General features: G+C 57.1%; 1 rRNA gene. It reads left to right on the top strand.

The annotated features are described in order from the left end of the window. Positions 1-207 precede the first annotated feature (207 nt). A 16S ribosomal RNA gene (locus CSQ85_RS12895) occupies positions 208-1,539 on the top strand; the annotation flags it as partial.

Below are 1,539 nucleotides of genomic sequence, written 5' to 3'. Positions count from 1 at the left end.
GTGTGTGGTGGTTTGAGAACTCAAGAGTGTGTTTGTACTACTTCTTTATAGTCAATGATTGCCAGTCCGCTGCAGGCCTGCTTTTTTGGTGGGTTCCCTTGGTTGGGTTGAATTGCGGCGGGGTTTTGTGTGAATGTCCTTCCTTAAGGATGTTCTCGTCTTTTTTGTTTTGAGAGTCTGTTTTTCGGATTCTTTTCGCAATGTTTTTTTGTGGAGGGTTCGATTCTGGCTCAGGATGAACGCTGGCGGCGTGCTTAACACATGCAAGTCGAACGGGATCCCGGGTTTCGGCCTGGGTGAGAGTGGCGAACGGGTGAGTAATGCGTGACCGACCTGCCCCGTACACCGGAATAGCTCCTGGAAACGGGTGGTAATGCCGGATGCTCCAACATGCTGCATGGTGTGTTGGGAAAGATCTGTCGGTATGGGATGGGGTCGCGTCCTATCAGGTAGTCGGCGGGGTAACGGCCCACCGAGCCTATGACGGGTAGCCGGCCTGAGAGGGCGACCGGCCACATTGGGACTGAGATACGGCCCAGACTCCTACGGGAGGCAGCAGTGGGGAATATTGCACAATGGGCGCAAGCCTGATGCAGCGACGCCGCGTGCGGGATGACGGCCTTCGGGTTGTAAACCGCTTTTGATTGGGAGCAAGCGAGAGTGAGTGTACCTTTCGAATAAGCACCGGCTAACTACGTGCCAGCAGCCGCGGTAATACGTAGGGTGCAAGCGTTATCCGGAATTATTGGGCGTAAAGAGCTCGTAGGCGGTTCGTCGCGTCTGGTGTGAAAGTCCATCGCTTAACGGTGGATCTGCGCCGGGTACGGGCGGGCTGGAGTGCGGTAGGGGAGACTGGAATTCCCGGTGTAACGGTGGAATGTGTAGATATCGGGAAGAACACCAATGGCGAAGGCAGGTCTCTGGGCCGTTACTGACGCTGAGGAGCGAAAGCGTGGGGAGCGAACAGGATTAGATACCCTGGTAGTCCACGCCGTAAACGGTGGATGCTGGATGTGGGGCCCTTTCCACGGGTCCCGTGTCGGAGCCAACGCGTTAAGCATCCCGCCTGGGGAGTACGGCCGCAAGGCTAAAACTCAAAGAAATTGACGGGGGCCCGCACAAGCGGCGGAGCATGCGGATTAATTCGATGCAACGCGAAGAACCTTACCTGGGCTTGACATGTTCCCGACGGCGGCAGAGATGTCGCTTCCCTTCGGGGCGGGTTCACAGGTGGTGCATGGTCGTCGTCAGCTCGTGTCGTGAGATGTTGGGTTAAGTCCCGCAACGAGCGCAACCCTCGCCCCGTGTTGCCAGCATGTAATGATGGGAACTCACGGGGGACCGCCGGGGTTAACTCGGAGGAAGGTGGGGATGACGTCAGATCATCATGCCCCTTACGTCCAGGGCTTCACGCATGCTACAATGGCCGGTACAACGGGATGCGACAAGGCGACTTGGAGCGGATCCCTGAAAACCGGTCTCAGTTCGGATTGGAGTCTGCAACCCGACTCCATGAAGGCGGAGTCGCTAGTAATCGCG

The organism is Bifidobacterium rousetti, assembly GCF_008698235.1.
GTDB lineage: Bacteria > Actinomycetota > Actinomycetes > Actinomycetales > Bifidobacteriaceae > Bifidobacterium > Bifidobacterium rousetti.
The sequence above is the reverse complement of the archived record's forward strand: the minus strand, read 5'-3'. Positions and strand labels throughout refer to the sequence as shown.